Source organism: Rhizobium sp. T1470 (assembly GCF_042140505.1).
Classification (GTDB): Bacteria; Pseudomonadota; Alphaproteobacteria; order Rhizobiales; family Rhizobiaceae; genus Rhizobium; species Rhizobium favelukesii.
In genome coordinates, this window is sequence record NZ_CP148091.1 from 3430361 (window position 1) to 3444515 (window position 14155).

A 14155-nucleotide genomic window follows, 5' to 3' on the forward strand; every position below is an offset into this window, starting at 1 on the left:
GAGCGATATAGAGGGTTTTTCCCATACTGAGCCAGGACAGGACGACTGTTACGAAGTGGGACCCCGATCACTTTTTGCTGCACTGCCATATTTTCTTCCGTGAATCCGCCCTAACTTCGGCGTGCGGGCTCGAGTCTGCTCTGATTGAAAACGGTCGCAAGGGGAGGTGCGGCCCAAAAGGGGTGACTGATAACGTGAATGTTGATGCGAACGTATCGTCACGGATCAATCTGATGCGCATCGTGCTCATTTCGGGCATTGTGTTCGTCCATATACCGTTCGACGCCGCCAGCAGTCCCTACGACGGGACCTACGGCGCATTTGACTGGATCCGGGTTTTCCTGACGGAGGCGCTCTTTCGGGTGGGCGTTCCCTGCCTGAGCGCGATCTCTGGCTATCTGCTGTTTCGCAGTGGACAGGAAAACTTCAGCTACAAGAAAACCGTGCGCACGAAGGTGCAGACGGTGTTCCTGCCGTTCCTGCTTTGGAACTGCGCGTTTATCGCGGCGATCGTCCTGGCCACCAGCCTCGGCGTTGGCGACGGCTATCTGCCCGACCCGCTGACCGCATCCGGCCGCGATCTGATGACGCAGGTGCTGGCGGTGGAGGATTTTCCGGCCAACGTGCCCCTCTATTTCCTCCGCGATCTCTTCGTCTGCATCCTGCTTTCGCCGATCCTCGCGTGGCTGATCAGCCGCGCTCCGATTTTGACGCTGACCGCCTTGCTGGTAATCGCGCTGATTCCGGAGCTGTCGATCTACATCGTTTTGAAGCGCTCGATCCTCTTCAGCTTCAGTCTCGGCATCTTTATTGCCCTGCAGCAGTTCGACCTGAAGGCGCTCGACCGCTTTGCCGCCCTTGGCGTCTTCCTGCTGCTCGCCGCCTCGGCACTTCTGGCGACGGCCATCTTCTACACCGGCCCTTCCCTGCCGGACTGGGTGCAATTCTTCCGCAATGCGCTAGCAATCGTCGGCGCGCTCGGCTTCTGGCTGCTGTCGGCTCCGCTGATCAAGACGCAACTCGGTCAACGGCTTGCGAAGACCGGAAGCCTGAGCTTCTGGATCTTTTGCGCCCATTACCCGCTGCTCATCTTTCTGTGGATCCTGTGGGGCAAGACGGATGTGAGCTTCTATCCACTCTTCTTCGTCCTGTCTTTCGCCCTTTTGTTTCCGCTCCTCGCCTTTTCGAACGGACTGTGCCGGAGGAATTTCCCACGCATCTACGCAATTCTGACGGGCAGCCGAACCAAACGGTCCGCGACGCCGACGTCGCCCCACGACATCTCTCCCAAACTCGTTACACAGCAAAGGTGACACATGACGACCCAAATCGCCCATGCGCGAAAACTTTGCCTGAGCCTTCTGACCATCACGGCAGCCTGCGTTTCGGCGCTGCCGGCTTCGGCACAACAGGCACCCGGAAAGTCCTTTGTGGATGACTTCGACAAGATCAACCGCGGCTTCTGGTACGTGTCGGATGGCTGGAACAACGGCGCCCATCAGAACTGCACCTGGTCGAAAAACCAGGTGAAGGTAGAAGATGGCGCCCTGCAGCTCTCGTTCGCGGACGGAAAGTCCAAGGACCGCAACTACTTGTGTGGCGAGATCCAGACGACCAAGCGCTACAGCTACGGCACCTATGAAGCGCGTATCAAGGCCGGTACGGGCTCCGGATTGAATTCCGCCTTCTTCACCTACATCGGGCCTGCCGACAAGCAGAAGCACGACGAGATCGACTTCGAAGTGCTGGGAAAGAACACCGGCGAAGTGCAGGTGAACCAGTACGTGCAGGCCAAGGGCGATAACGAGAAGCTCGTTCCTGTCGGCAGCAAGGCCGACGAGGGCTTCAACGATTATGCCATCATCTGGGAAAAGGATCGCCTGCGCTACTACCTGAACGGCAAGCTTGTCCAAGACGTTACCGATCCGTCGAAGATACCGTCCAACCCGCAGAAGATCTTCTTCAGCCTATGGGGTTCGGACACGCTCTCGAACTGGATGGGGCGTTTTGACTACACGAAGCCAGCCGTTCTCAGCGTCGATCGCGTTGCTTTCACCGCGCTCGGTGACAAATGCCAGTTCCCTGAATCGATCGCATGCACGCTCAACTGACCAGCATCCTGCAGACAACAAGCGCGGCGGAAGCCGGCACCCAAAAAGGAACGTCGATGCTCAAAGTGCTCTACCTCGTGCATGATCTGGCAGACCCTGCCGTACGGCGGCGGATGCTGATGCTGCGCGAGGGGGGCGCCGACGTCGTGCTCGCCGGTTTTCGCCGCGGAGAGAACCGGCTTGCCGAAGTGCAGGGGGTCACGCCGATCGAGCTTGGCCGTACGACCGATGCCAAGTTTGCGCAGCGCATGGGCGCCGTCGCAAAAGCCGTGGCCGGTCTCAAGGCACTGTTGAAGAACGTGGAGACGCCGGATCTCATCATCGGGCGCAATCTGGAAGCGCTGGCCGTCGCGCACAGGGCCAACGCGCTTTTCGGTGGCAGCGTTCCCGTTGTCTACGAATGCTTGGACATCCATCGCCTTTTGCTGCGCGACGATCTGGTGGGGACTGCGATCCGGCGTGCCGAGGCGCATTTCGGCAAGGATGCGAAGCTGATCCTGACGAGCTCTCCGGCCTTCATAGAGAACTATTTCAGCCCCCGATCGGGCATCAAAGCGGAGACCCTTCTGATCGAGAACAAGGTGATTGCCCTCGACGAGGCAGCCATCGAGCCGGCATTCGGCCGCCCGCTGAAGCAGCCCGGAGAGCCATGGAAGATTGGCTGGTTCGGCGCGCTTCGTTGCCGCAAGTCGCTCGGCCTGCTTGCCGATTTCTCCCGTCGCATGGAAGGCAGGGTCGAGATCGTCCTGCGCGGCCGCCCCGCCTACGCTGAATTCGAGGATTTCGACACCTTCGTGCGCGACGAGCCTTACCTTCGTTTCGAAGGCGCCTATCGCAACCCGGAAGATTTGCGGGCGATCTACGCCGACGTCCATTTCTCCTGGGCCATCGATTTCTTCGAGGAGGGCCTCAATTCGAGCTGGCTCCTGCCAAACCGGCTCTATGAGGGCTGCCTCTACGGCGCCGTCCCGATCGCGCTGCAAGGCACGGAGACGGCACGCTTCCTTGAGGCCCGCGACATCGGCCTTGCGCTTCCGGAAGCGAGGCTTTCGCAGCTCGAGCACCTGTTCGAAAGCATGACCGGCGACCGTTACCGCGCGTTGAGCGAGGCCGTCGCCGCCAAGGATCGCAAGACCTGGCTTGCCGACCGCAGCGATTGCGCTGCGCTCGTCGCAAACCTTTCCCGCCTTGTTCCGACAGCCGCAAAGAGGGGCGGCGCCGGGGCAACTGTTCCCACAAGCGTATCTCCAGAAGGGTGGACACCCATGAAGTCTGATGCCGGTGCCAGCGTCTCCAGTCTCATCATCATTCCCTGCCTGAACGAAGAGAAGCACATCGAGGCTCTGCTCGCCAAATTGAGCCTCGAGCTCGATCACATGAATGCCCGGATCGTTGTCGCCGACGGCGGCAGTACGGACGCGACACGCGAAATCGTGGCTCGCATCAGCACCACCGATCCGCGCGTCGTGCTGCTGCACAATCCGCGGCGGATCCAGAGCGCGGCGATCAATCTCGCTGTCCAGACCTTTGGCCGTGACTACGACTACCTGATCCGCATCGACGCGCACGGCGACTACCCAGCCGACTACTGCCGTCGCCTTGTGCAGGAGGCGGTGCTGACCCAGGCGGACTCCGTCGTGGTCGCAATGGAAACCGTTGGCTTCGGCGTCTTCCAGAAGGCAACGGCCTTTGCTCAGAACTCCAAGCTCGGGAACGGCGGCTCCAAGCATCGCGAAGGCGCAAAGGGTCATTGGACCAATCACGGCCACCACGCACTGATGCGCATCGCAGCCTTCGATGCCGTGGGCGGCTATGACGAGACCTTCAGCCATAACGAGGATGCGGAACTCGACTACCGCCTGAAGCAGGGCGGCTTCGGTATCTGGATGACCGACAAGACCCGGATGACCTACTATCCGCGCTCGACCATCTCGACGCTGTTTCGCCAATACCTCGGTTATGGTCGGGGTCGGGCGAAGAACATTCTCAAGCACGGCAGCATGCCCAATCTTCGGCAGATGCTTCCGCTGCTCGTCGTGCCTGTCTTCATCGGCGCGTTTCTCGCCGTTCTGAACTGGGCGGCCGTCATCCCGTTCAGCCTCTGGGCCGTCGCGTGCGTCGGTTACGGCTTCTGGATGGCCATCGGCCACAGGAACCCGTACGGCCCGCTCGCTGCTGTTTCGGCAATGGTGATGCACTTCGCCTGGTCAGCCGGTTTCTGGATGGAGCTTCTGAGCTTCCGCGGCAGAAAGGTCTCCTCATGAACGATGTGAAACCCATGCAGATCGATATCGGCGTTTGCACCTACCGCCGCGCTTCGCTTGACGAAGCGCTGCTTTCGCTTGCGGTCCTGGCCGTCCCGGAAGGAGCAAAGCTGCGCATCATCGTGGCCGACAACGACAAGGTTGCAAGTGCGAGGGAACGGATCGATGCGCTTCGCGCGACCATTCCGCATGAGATTGCCTATGTGCACTGCCCGGCATCGAACATCTCTATTGCCCGCAACGCATGCCTGGACAATGCGACCGGCGACTTCCTGGCCTTCATCGACGACGATGAGGACGCCAGCGAGGAGTGGCTGGTGGAATTGCTTGCCGCGGCCAGGAAGACCAAGGCGGATGCCGTGCTTGGCCCTGTGCGCAGCGTCTATTCCTCCACGGCGCCGAATTGGATGCGCGAGGGTGACTTCCACTCGACCCTGCCGGTCTGGGTCGGCGGCGAAATCCGCACCGGTTACACCTGCAACGTCCTCCTTCGCCTCGATTCGCCCCATGTGGCCGGGCGTCGCTTCAACCTGGCGCTTGGACGCACCGGTGGCGAGGACACCGAATTTTTCAGCCACATGCATGCCGAAGGCGGCGGGATCGCCTTTGCGCCCGAGGCTTATGTCTACGAACCGGTGACCGAAAGCCGCGCTGGCTTGTCCTGGCTTGCCAAGCGCCGCTTCCGCTTCGGTCAGACACATGGGCGGCTGCTCCAGGAGCAGAACACCGGCTTGCAGCGGCTAAAGCAGATCGGCCTTGCCGTCGCCAAGGCAGTCTTCTGCTATGCCGCGGCGCTTGCTTGCATCTTTTCGCCGATTCCTCGGTATCGCTACGCCCTTCGCGGCCTCATGCATACCGGGGTCGTCAGCGGCCTGTTGGGCGTTCGTGAAATCCGTCAGTATGGAACGGCGGAGGCCGCATGACGCAAACCCAGCCCGACGTCAGCTTCATCGTCGCCGCGTACAATGCGGCGGGGACGCTCGCCAAGGCGATCGATAGCGCGCTTGCACAAAGGGGCGTTTCGGTCGAGGTGATCGTCGCCGATGACTGCTCGACGGACGAGACGAGAGCCATTGCGGCGAGCTACGCCGACAGAAACGTGAAGCTGCTGGCGCTTGCCCGCAACGGCGGGCCTGCGGCAGCGCGCAACGAGGCCCTGTCGGCTGCGACCGGCCGCTGGCTTGCCGTGCTTGATTCCGACGACACCGTCGAACCGGACCGACTACGGCGCATGATCGGGCGCGCCGAGAAGGCTGGTGCTCAGATCGCCGTCGACAATCTCCGCGTCATTCGCGCCGACGGCACGCCGCCGGAGACCATGTTTACCGAACAATCGCTGGCGGAAACGCCCGAGTTGACGCTTCCCGTATTCATACGATCGAATGCCCTGTTTCAGACAACGCATAACTTTGGTTATCTCAAGCCAATCTTTCAGCACGCTTTCATCGAACGACATGGGCTTCGTTTCAATGAAGCTTTGAAAGTCGGCGAGGATTATCTGTTCCTCGCCTCGGCCATGGCGCTTGGTGGGCGCTGCGTGATCGAGCCAATCCCCGGCTACGATTATCAGATCCGTGAGGGATCGATTTCACGCGTTCTTGCCCTTCATCACATCGACGCCATGATCGAGGGCGATAAGAGCTTCCTTCGAGATTACACGCTGGATGCGGAGGCGGCGGCCGCACAGGAGTTTCGCGAACGAAGCCTCCGCCGAGGTCGCGCCTTCCTCATCCTCGTACAGAACATCAAAGACCGGTCGATCTCCGGAGCGATCAAGACGGCCTGGAGCAATCCGTCGGCGGTGGCGCATCTCAGGATGCCGATCGCCATTCGGATCCATCGCGCGCTCGCGCCGCTTCGCCAACTGATCAGCCCGCGGACCGACCTCACAGCCATCGATGGCGTGACCCGCTCCCGCAAAGGATAGAGCCATGAACCAACGGAACCTGACCTTGCACAGTTCTCTGCCCAAAGCGGCCGACGATTCCGATTCATTCATCGACATCGATCGCCTGATCGCCATTGTCATTCGCCGCGCCGGGTCGGTGGCGCTCTGCGTTGCTGCGACAGTGACGCTCGCTGTTGTCTATCTGCTCTTCGCCACAGCGCAGTACACGTCGATGACGCAGATCCTGCTCGACGACGATATTGCGAAATACGCGCAGGATCCGACGCCGGCGGCCAGCGCACAGCAGGTCGACATGCAGATCGCCAGCGCCGTCGAAATCCTGAAGTCGAACGAGCTCGCGCTTCGCGTGGTCGATGCCGAGAAGCTTCAGGATAACGAAACAATCCTCGATCCTGCGCAGTCGCCGGCCGCGCTGATCAAGTCCGGGATGAAGCTGATTGTGAGCGCATTGGCACCTGGCGGGCCGCCGGCTGCGGAAGACGATGCTCGCAACGCCCGCCGCCAGAAGGCGGCCGCTTTGCTGCAGGACGCGGTGGCTGTATCCCGTGTCAACCGCAGCTCTGTTCTGGCGGTTTCGTTCCGTTCGACCGACAAGCTCCTCGCCGCGCGGATCACGAAGGCTTACGCGAACGCTTATCTGAACGATCAGTTGAATGCCAACTTCGACGCGACGGAAAGCGCCTCGGTCTGGCTGCAGCAGCGTCTCGCCGATCTTCGCGAGCGGTCGCAGCAGGCAGCCCTCGATGTGGCGAAGTTCAAGTCTGCGAACGGGCTGACATCGGCCAATGGTGAGCTGATGTCCGAACAGCAGCTTGCCGACCTCAACAAGCAGTTGATCGTCGCCCAGGCAGACAGTGCCAGCGCTTCGGCCCGCTACAACCAATTCAAGTCGATCGTTGATCTTGGTCCCGACAGCGCCGTCAACAACGCGGCAATCTCGTCCGGCCAGACGGACAATACGGTGATCCAGGATCTGCGCACCCGTTACATCTCGGTGAACAAGCGCGAGCAGGAGGTCACGACAAACTTCGGCGAAGACCACCCGCAAGCCGTCGCTCTGCGTGCCGAAAAGCAGGACCTGACCCGCCAGATCTATCAGGAACTCCAGCAGTTGACGTCCAGTTACCGCAACGAGTTCGAAGTCGCCCGCTCACGGGAAGCCTCGCTCCGCCAGAACATCGAACATCTGACAGGCAAGAATTCGGAAGCCGACAGGTCGATCGTCCAGCTCAACGATCTCGAGCAACGGGCAACCGCCTTGAAGACACTCTACGAATCCTACCTCGGCAAGTACGAGGAGGCCTCGCAGCAACAGTCCTTCCCCATTGCCAAGGCTCGCGTGATCTCTGAGGCAGGCGTGCCGGTCTCGCCGTCCAGCCCGAAAAAGACCATGACGCTTGGCCTTGCCATCGTTCTCGGCCTGATGGCCGGCGGCGCGCTCACGGCATTCCAGGAATTCCGCGAACGCTTCTTCCGCGTCGAGGGCGACGTCAGGACGATCCTTGGCCTCAAATTCCTCGGCTATCTGCCGCTGATCGGCAAGCCGCCGCGGGAGGGCAAGCTCTTCCGGCCCCGTGCCAATCCTCCGCTGGACCCTGCCGAAGCGGCAGCCGATTCCGGCGCGACCTTCGAACGCATCATGCGTGTTGTCCTCGAAGCACCGCGCTCGATCTTCGCCGAAACCCTGCGCAATGCGAAGCTCGCGAGCGACGTCATGTTCCAGGGCAAATCGGACCGCGTTATCGGCGTCGTCTCGGCGATGCCGGGAGAAGGCAAGTCGACCACGGCCGCCAACTTCGCGGCGCTCCTCGCCTCCAGCGGCAAGCGCACGCTGCTCATCGACGCCGACCTTCGCAACCCCGGCCTGACGCGCATGCTGAAGACACCGCCAAAGCAGGGGCTCGTCGAGGCGGTTCTTGGTGAGGTTCCGTGGGCAAGTGCCGTCAAGGTCGATCCTGTGACGAAGCTGGCAATCCTCCCGGTTCTGCCGAACGATCACCTCATGCACACCAGCGAGCTGCTTGCTTCGCAGGGCATGTTCAACCTCATGGAAAATGCCCGCAAGATGTTCGACTACATCGTCGTCGACCTTGCGCCGCTCGGCCCCGTCATCGACGCCAAGGCATTTGCCCCACAGGTCGATGGCTTCCTGTTTGTGACCGAATGGGGCTCGACGCCGACATCCGTCGTGCGCGACCTTCTGAATGCCGAGCCGCAGATCAAGTCCAAGATTCTCGGCGTGATCCTCAACAAGACCGACATGACCGAGCTCGGCAAGTTCACCAACTTCGGCGGCACGGAACGCTACCGCCATAAATATGTGAGCTACTACACGGAAGAGACGCCAAAGAAGCGGGAGCCAGCAAAAGCCGGCGCCTGATCACGTCTGGAAAAGATGCACACGCCCCTTCCACAGCCTGGCAACCGTGAGTTTGCCGCTGTGGAAGGCGCCAGTGTCGAGGTTCAGCCTCTTCGGCAGGACCTCAGGCTCGTCGTTCGGCGTATGGCCGTGGACGATTACCTTCGGCAGCGGCCGACGGCTCTCGAAAAAGCGATGACGGATGAAGACGAGATCCTCGTCACTTTGCGCCTCGATCGGCAGCATCGGATCAATACCGGCGTGCACGAAGAGCACGCTAGGCGTATCGACGAAAATCGGCAGGGAGCGCAGGAAATCCACATGCGGCTTCGGTATTGATTGCCTGATGAAGCCATCAAGCTTTGCTGCGGTCGAAAAAACCAGCGGCAACTGCTCTGCGTCGAGGCCATAGGAGCGCAGCAGCGCATCCGACCCCATTCGCATCCAATCGGAAAAGGAGACCAGACCGTCGAGATAGTCGAGCATCGTAATCTCATGGTTCCCGGTCAGGCAGATGCGGTCGAAATTCTCGGGAGGCGGCCCCATCAGGTGGGAGATGACTTGTGCTGATGACGGCCCGCGATCGATGTAATCGCCGAGCGTGATGATCAGCTTGCGCCCTGCAATGGCGGCGGCATCCTCGACGATTGCCTGCTCTGCCTTCTGCAGCAAGTCATGCCTGCCATGAATGTCACCGATGGCGTAGATCGGAATGTCGCCGGGATCCAGTTTCAGCCGCTCACGGACCGTCGAAGGCATGTTGAACCTCTCATTGCGAGCATCGAAGCGTCGCTACGCTTCGCATTGGTGCAATCAAGCGACAATAAAATCCAATCGCTCGTGCATTCGTAGAAAAACGCGCCTTATCATTGCACCCGCGATCCATCAATCCTAGAGGCTCAACTGATTGGAGGAGCAATGGGAACCGTATCGCGGTTTGCCGACCGGGCAAGACCAGCCGCGCACCGCATCGAAAGCGAGGAAGAGGCGATCGCCACTGCGCGCCGGCTTGCTGCGGACTTCGCGCTGCAGGCGAGCGAGCGTGACATCAACCGCGTCTTTCCTCGTGCGGAGCTCGACGCCCTTTTCCAGTCAGGACTGACAGCCGTGACGGTTCCACCAGAGAATGAGGGGCTGGATGTCGCCAATGCGCTCCTCGGCGAGATTGTCGCCATCATCGCGGAAGGCGATTCTTCGATCGGGGAATGCCTCGAGCATCACTTCACCGTGCTGGAAGAGCTCAGGAATGAACCGAACGAGGAGCGAAGGGCCCTCCTCTTCGTTCGCGCCCTTGCCGGCGATCATTTCGTGGCAGCAACCTTTGCTGAAGCGGGCGCGGCGGTCCCCTCTGGCGTCCGCTATCAATTGAGCGGCCGAAGCTTGCGCGTGCCCGGCATCCTGTTTGCCGATTGGATCGCCGCCGACGCGATCGAGACGCAGGGGCAAGCGGTCCGCTTCCACCTGCCTTGCGACACCGCGGGGCTGCAGATCATCGATGACTGGGATGGTTTCGGGCAAAGGACCAACGGCGCCGGATCCGCAGTTGCCAATGGCGTCATCGGAAACGGCGAAGCAGTGGCGGATAATCGCCACCAGCCTCACACGACCAGTTCGGCCCTGGCCGCCCTCCTCCATGCTGGGACGGACCTCGGCATCGCGCGAGCCGCCCTTGCCAGTCTTCGGGAAGCGCCGCGTTCGGCCGGGGTTGGAAAACTTGCACTTTCCGTGCAGGCGACGGCTGCGCTCCTGGAAAGCGCGGGCGGCAAATTGGACTTCGCGCAGGTGAGCCCCTCGACAGGCGGGACCGAAGCTGCCTTCTTCTCCGCGTCAGCCGCCAGCATCACCGCAAGCAGGACGGCGCTTGACGTCGCCAACGCACTGTTCGAACTGTCCGGTAACGGTGCGACAAGCATCGGCCGGAATCTCGATCGGCATTGGAGAAACGCACGAATCCGCGCAAATGATGCGGCCGCCGACGATCTCTACCGGGCGGCCGCGGCGCATTATTTCGGCGACGGCTGATGCCTCAATTGGCGAGAGAAATGGCGACTTCCTCGTCGGCACCGTCCAGCTTGTTGCCGGATGCGACGAATTGCTCGAGCGTCATGTTGTCGAGAATATCGGCGATCGCGTCCCGGACCTCGGTCATGGAGCGCCGCACCTGACAGTTTTCGGGATCGGAACAGTCGTCGCAGGCTTCGAAAGCCGTGCGGCTGGCACATCGAATAGGTGCCAAGGGGCCGTCGAGTGTGCGGATAACATGACCGATGCGAATTTCGGAGGCCGGACGCGACAGCGAGTAGCCGCCGCCCGGGCCTTTCTTCGATCGAAGAATGCCGACATTTCGCAATTCCAGAAGAATCGTATCGAGGAATTTCTTCGGAATATTGTTGCGCGAGGCAACGTCGTTGATGAAGGCCGTTTCACCGGGCGCGAGCCGCGCCAAGTCAACCAGCGCCTTCAACCCATACTTTCCCTTTTTCGTCAGCATTTTCTGTTGCCTTAAGCCCCCGGTACTCCGTCCCCATTATCCAGCAAATAACGCCAAAACCGTGAACACACAAGAAATAGCTATTATTTATATAGTTTATATTCGACTTCGGCTTGCCCACAGACACCTCGGGTGGTTGCGCCCGACTTCACCGCACAATAGTCTTTCCTGGTTTCAAGCAACCGTTGAAAATCCGATGGAAACGCTGGCAAATCTGGAGTCCTTTGTCCGCAGCGCCGAACTCGGTGGATTTTCCGCTGCAGCGCGCCGCCTTTCCGTCACGCCCGCGGCCGTCAGTCGCAATGTCGCGATGCTCGAGGCCAATCTCGGTGTTCGCCTGTTTCAGCGCAGTACGCGCAAGCTCACGTTGACCGAGGCGGGCGAACGCTTCTTCGCCGCCATCCGCGATGATCTGGCAAACCTGCAGAGTGCCATTGCCGCCGTGGCGACCGATCGAGGCGAACCGTCCGGCGTCCTCAAGGTCAGCATGAGCCCGGCCTTTGGCACCGGCTATGTCCTGCCGTTGCTGCCGGATTTCCTGGAACGCTATCCGCTTGTGAAGCCGGAATGGATGTTCGAGAACCGCCAGGTCGATCTCATTTCCGAAGGCTATGATGCCGCGATCGGCGGCGGCTTCGAACTAACGCCCGGTGTCATCGCCCGAACGCTTGCCCCCGCTCATCTCGTTGCTGTCGCCTCCCCTGCATACATGAAGGGCCACGTTCCGCCATTTGATCCAGCCGGGCTCTCCGTGCTCGACGGCATCGTTATGCGGTCCAGCCGCACCGGCCGTCTCCGTCACTGGGCGATGCGCAACGTCGCCGGCGATGAGATGCCTGCAGCGTTACCGGAAAAGGTCGTCGTCAACGATCCCGTGGCCATGTGTCAGCTTGCCCTGCTCGGCCTCGGCGTCGCGATGATTGCAACCGCAGATGCCCTGCCCTTTCTTCAACGTGGCGAACTCGTGCGTCTGGTTCCGAACTGGTATGCCGATGCCGGGCCAATTTCGCTCTACTACGCAAATCGAACATTGCTGCCGGCAAAGACCCGCGCCTTCATCGACTTCATCACCGATCGCTTCCAGAAGGACCGTTTGGCCGAGCGTTTTGCCGGGAGCCTTGGCTAGGTTCATGCCTCCGGCGAGCGAAAAAGTGCCACCTTCTGCGGAAACCCGTTGAGTGTGTGCCAGCCGGCCGAGACGGCTTCGGCCTGCGCCTCTTTCGGGAGCGCGTCGGACATCAGGAGCCGAACGCGAAGATCTCCGCACGTTGTCTGGATGCGGCTGACGCGAGTGACGTCGGGGCCGATCAGCGTGAAGTCGAGGCGACGGCTGGAACCGATCGACCTCTCGCAGAATGTCCCTGGCGGCGATCAATGCCGACGTGCTGCTGGGGTGGTCGCGTCGGGTCACTCGGCTTCCCCGGCGACCTCGAATGCTTCCTTGCGGGGAAATTCGACCATTGTCCTTCTCCTGTGACTTGCCTCGCCACGCGAGGTCAAATTCGATGAGATGGACAATGCGCTGTCACGTGCGTTCTGATAATCTGCTCAAATCGGGAAGGATCATCAACTCAGAGCGGATAATCGGAGAACCCAATGGACCGGCTGACAAGCCTCACAGTCTTTGGTCGCGTGGTGGAGTGCGGCGGCTTCTCTGCGGCCGCACGCCGTCTCAACATGTCGGTGACGATGGTCGGCAACCACGTACAGTCCCTCGAGGACAGGCTGGGTGTCAGGCTACTCAACCGCACGACGCGCAAGGTCAGCCTCACGGAAACCGGCAAGTATTACTATGAACGCTCGGCCCAGATCCTGGCCGATCTCGAGGAAGCCGACAGTACCGCAGGAGCGTTGAGCTCTACGCCGCGTGGTACCCTCAAGATCTATACCAGCACGGCCATCGTCCGCTTCCTTCTGCCGGTGGTCAGCGAGTATCTCGAGCTCTACCCGTCGATCGCCCTCGATATGAATATTGGGGAACGGATGATCGATATGGTCGAGGAAGGTTATGATCTGGTGATCCGCACCATACCGCCGCCGGACTCGAGCCTCGTTGTCCGGAAGCTGACGCCTTGGCGGCACATCCTTGTGTGTTCGCCAAGCTATCTTGAGAGCCATCCGATACCGCAGGTCCCGGCGGATTTGGCCAACCACAACTGCCTTCAGTACACCTATTACCCCTATGGAGACGAATGGCGCTTTGAAGGCGCCGATGGCGCCCAGGCGAGCGTGAAGATCGGTGGCAACGTCGTATCGAACAGCGCCGAGACGCTACGGCACCTCACGACGACGGGCCAGGGCATCTTCCTGGCGCCGAGTTTCGTTGTGTTCGACGACATCGCGTCGGGACGATTCGTCCGGATGATGCCCGACTACCGCGCTGTCGAGTTCAGCGTCAACGCCGTCTATCCGAACCGCAGTCACTTGCCGACGAAAGTGCGCCTGTTCATCGACCTGCTCGCAGAGCGCTTTGCGGAGCACCGGAAATGGATGACGTAGTCAGTTCGTGTTTTGCGTCGGCGGCGGCACGGTATTGGGGCTCGTGGCGCCTGCCGGCGCCTTCGGCGCGGGACTGGTCCCGCCGCCTGTCCAGACGTTGAATGCCAACACGACCATCGCCACCACGAAGACGACGGCACCAATGCCCAGGCTGAAAGGTTTCGCCCTTCCCTTGACAGCGCTTTTTCCTGCGCGTCGTAGGCCGTGTGCCGATCGGTAGAATGATCGTCCGGCCTGTTGTCATTGGCGGTCATCGTTGCACCTCTGGCAACAAAACGCGACCGCTGTCGGCGAGTTCCGGAGATCAGAGCAGCGGATCGCGACCCTGGGCGGCACTGAGGTTTAGTTCGCGGGCAATGTCCTCTGCATCTCTCTTGGTGAGGCCGACGAAATCCCTGCCGTCCGTTGCCGCAGGCAGGGACGTCAAGGTGTCGACGATCGTCCACCCTCCACGCGGCTCCTGACGGATCTCGTAGCGGGGGAGATCTTCGAATGGACAAGGTTCATCTTCCATGTGTTACC

12 protein-coding genes are annotated in these 14155 nt (G+C 60.8%); 9 read left to right on the plus strand and 3 right to left on the minus strand.

Going from position 1 to position 14155, the window contains the following annotated elements; translation table 11 throughout:
• The first annotated feature begins 194 nt into the window (after positions 1-194).
• The 6 genes from WGT02_RS17305 (at position 195) to WGT02_RS17330 (ending at position 8664) form a co-directional block, all read left to right on the plus strand.
• Positions 195-1313 carry an acyltransferase gene (locus WGT02_RS17305; RefSeq protein WP_024317328.1) on the plus strand — a complete coding sequence of 373 codons (1119 nt, stop codon included), beginning with the start codon at positions 195-197 and terminating at the stop codon, positions 1311-1313.
• Positions 1314-1316: 3 nt separating this feature from the next.
• Complete coding sequence (locus tag WGT02_RS17310) at positions 1317-2111, plus strand: glycoside hydrolase family 16 protein (RefSeq protein ID WP_208249817.1); 795 nt, start codon at positions 1317-1319, stop codon at positions 2109-2111.
• 1265 nt (positions 2112-3376) lie between these two features.
• On the plus strand, positions 3377-4375 hold the full coding sequence (locus WGT02_RS17315) for a glycosyltransferase family 2 protein (protein WP_024317330.1): 999 nt from the start codon (positions 3377-3379) through the stop codon (positions 4373-4375).
• Positions 4372-5298, plus strand: a complete 927-nt coding sequence (locus WGT02_RS17320) for a glycosyltransferase family 2 protein (protein ID WP_024317331.1) — start codon at positions 4372-4374, stop codon at positions 5296-5298. Before WGT02_RS17315 ends, WGT02_RS17320 begins: the two co-directional genes overlap by 4 nt.
• On the plus strand, positions 5295-6302 hold the full coding sequence (locus WGT02_RS17325; protein WP_208249816.1) for a glycosyltransferase family 2 protein: 1008 nt from the start codon (positions 5295-5297) through the stop codon (positions 6300-6302). The genes WGT02_RS17320 and WGT02_RS17325 overlap by 4 nt, the downstream gene beginning before the upstream one ends.
• Before the next feature lie 4 nt (positions 6303-6306).
• On the plus strand, positions 6307-8664 hold the full coding sequence (locus WGT02_RS17330) for a polysaccharide biosynthesis tyrosine autokinase (protein ID WP_024317333.1): 2358 nt from the start codon (positions 6307-6309) through the stop codon (positions 8662-8664).
• Here the strand turns inward: WGT02_RS17330 and WGT02_RS17335 are convergent, their stop codons facing one another.
• Positions 8665-9402 carry a metallophosphoesterase gene (locus WGT02_RS17335; RefSeq protein WP_024317334.1) on the minus strand — a complete coding sequence of 246 codons (738 nt, stop codon included), beginning with the start codon at positions 9400-9402 and terminating at the stop codon, positions 8665-8667.
• 159 nt (positions 9403-9561) lie between these two features.
• Between WGT02_RS17335 and WGT02_RS17340 the strand changes: the two genes are divergently transcribed.
• Entirely contained in the window at positions 9562-10665 is a 1104-nt protein-coding gene (locus tag WGT02_RS17340) for a monooxygenase (protein WP_208249815.1), read from the plus strand.
• Between the two features lie 4 nt (positions 10666-10669).
• Here the strand turns inward: WGT02_RS17340 and WGT02_RS17345 are convergent, their stop codons facing one another.
• Entirely contained in the window at positions 10670-11134 is a 465-nt protein-coding gene (locus tag WGT02_RS17345) for an Rrf2 family transcriptional regulator (protein ID WP_024317336.1), read from the minus strand.
• Positions 11135-11330: 196 nt separating this feature from the next.
• Here WGT02_RS17345 and WGT02_RS17350 point away from each other — a divergent pair, with 196 nt between their 5' ends.
• Together WGT02_RS17350 and WGT02_RS17355 are read left to right on the plus strand one after the other, a co-directional pair.
• Positions 11331-12260, plus strand: coding sequence for a LysR family transcriptional regulator (locus tag WGT02_RS17350; protein ID WP_024317337.1), 930 nt, complete (start codon positions 11331-11333; stop codon positions 12258-12260).
• 470 nt (positions 12261-12730) lie between these two features.
• Positions 12731-13633 (plus strand): LysR family transcriptional regulator, encoded by a 903-nt coding sequence (locus tag WGT02_RS17355; protein ID WP_208249813.1) that lies wholly within the window; start codon positions 12731-12733, stop codon positions 13631-13633.
• A 304-nt stretch (positions 13634-13937) separates the two neighbouring features.
• Here the strand turns inward: WGT02_RS17355 and WGT02_RS17360 are convergent, their stop codons facing one another.
• On the minus strand, positions 13938-14147 hold the full coding sequence (locus WGT02_RS17360) for a hypothetical protein (protein WP_072374287.1): 210 nt from the start codon (positions 14145-14147) through the stop codon (positions 13938-13940).
• Between the last annotated feature and the right edge of the window lie 8 nt (positions 14148-14155).

What these genes read in the sequence shown, in the direction of transcription:
- WGT02_RS17355 (WP_208249813.1), top strand. Translation starts at nt 12,731, where the DNA reads ATGGACCGGCTGACAAGCCTCACAGTCTTTGGTCGCGTGGTGGAGTGC.
- WGT02_RS17340 (WP_208249815.1), top strand. Translation starts at nt 9,562, where the DNA reads ATGGGAACCGTATCGCGGTTTGCCGACCGGGCAAGACCAGCCGCGCAC.
- WGT02_RS17360 (WP_072374287.1), bottom strand. Translation starts at nt 14,147, where the DNA reads ATGGAAGATGAACCTTGTCCATTCGAAGATCTCCCCCGCTACGAGATC.
- WGT02_RS17320 (WP_024317331.1), top strand. Translation starts at nt 4,372, where the DNA reads ATGAACGATGTGAAACCCATGCAGATCGATATCGGCGTTTGCACCTAC.
- WGT02_RS17325 (WP_208249816.1), top strand. Translation starts at nt 5,295, where the DNA reads ATGACGCAAACCCAGCCCGACGTCAGCTTCATCGTCGCCGCGTACAAT.
- WGT02_RS17315 (WP_024317330.1), top strand. Translation starts at nt 3,377, where the DNA reads ATGAAGTCTGATGCCGGTGCCAGCGTCTCCAGTCTCATCATCATTCCC.
- WGT02_RS17330 (WP_024317333.1), top strand. Translation starts at nt 6,307, where the DNA reads ATGAACCAACGGAACCTGACCTTGCACAGTTCTCTGCCCAAAGCGGCC.
- WGT02_RS17335 (WP_024317334.1), bottom strand. Translation starts at nt 9,402, where the DNA reads ATGCCTTCGACGGTCCGTGAGCGGCTGAAACTGGATCCCGGCGACATT.
- WGT02_RS17345 (WP_024317336.1), bottom strand. Translation starts at nt 11,134, where the DNA reads ATGCTGACGAAAAAGGGAAAGTATGGGTTGAAGGCGCTGGTTGACTTG.
- WGT02_RS17310 (WP_208249817.1), top strand. Translation starts at nt 1,317, where the DNA reads ATGACGACCCAAATCGCCCATGCGCGAAAACTTTGCCTGAGCCTTCTG.
- WGT02_RS17350 (WP_024317337.1), top strand. Translation starts at nt 11,331, where the DNA reads ATGGAAACGCTGGCAAATCTGGAGTCCTTTGTCCGCAGCGCCGAACTC.